1 protein-coding gene is annotated in these 1,016 nt (G+C 67.7%); it reads left to right on the forward strand.

What is annotated here, in order from left to right; translation table 11 throughout:
* The coding region (locus JCM25156_RS17995; protein ID WP_025814240.1) for a glycogen synthase at positions 1-1,016 on the forward strand (1,016 nt) is incomplete at both ends.

Genomic DNA, 1,016 nt, shown 5'->3' on the forward strand with positions numbered 1-1,016 from the left:
GTGGCGACGCTGCCCGACCTGCTGGGCTACCCCGCGCTGCTGTGGTCCAGCCATGTGGCGGGGCTGGATCTGCTGATCGTGGATGCGCCGGATCTGTACGACCGCCCCGGCAACCCCTATCTGTGCCCCGAGGGACGGGACTGGCCCGATAACGGCGTGCGTTTTGCCGCCCTGTCGCGCGTGGCGGCCGACATAGCGCAGGGCCGTCTGGCCTGCTACCGCCCCGATCTGGTGCAGGCGCATGACTGGCAGGCGGGGCTTACGGCGGCCTATCTGTATCACGACCGCGCGGCCGGGGGGCAGGACACGCCCCGCACGCCGGTTATCCAGACCATTCACAACCTGGCCTTCCAGGGGCGGTTTCCCGCCGCGTGCCTGGCGCAGTTCCGCCTGCCGCCCGAAGCCTTCTCGGTGGAGGGATGCGAGTGCTATGGCGCGATCAGCTTCCTCAAGGCCGGGCTGTACCATGCCGACCGCATCACCACGGTTTCCGCCACCTACGCGCAGGAAATCCAGACCCCCGAAGGCGGCATGGGGCTGGACGGCCTGCTGCGCCAGCGCAGTGACCGGCTGGAAGGCATCCTGAACGGCATAAGCACCGATATATGGAACCCCGCCAGCGATCCGGCCGTGCATTTTCCCTACATGGTGGGTGACACCATAGGCCGCGCGCCCAACAAGCGCGCGCTCCAGGCGGAATTCGCCCTGACACCGGACCCGGAAGCCTTCGTGATCGGCATCGTCACCCGCCTGACGGAACAGAAAGGCATGGACCTGCTGCCCACTATCATGGACCGCCTGCTGGCGGGCAATACGCAGGTGGTCGTGGTGGGGGAAGGCGACCGGGGGATCGAACGCAGCCTTGCGGCCCTGCACCGTCGGTATCCCGGCCGCTTCGCGTGCCATATCGGCTATAGCGAGGCATTGGGCCACCGCGTACCCTCGGCGGCGGATGCGATGCTCATTCCCTCACGCTTCGAACCCTGCGGCCTGACCCAGCTTGGCGCGCTGCGCTA

Source organism: Komagataeibacter kakiaceti JCM 25156 (assembly GCF_000613305.1).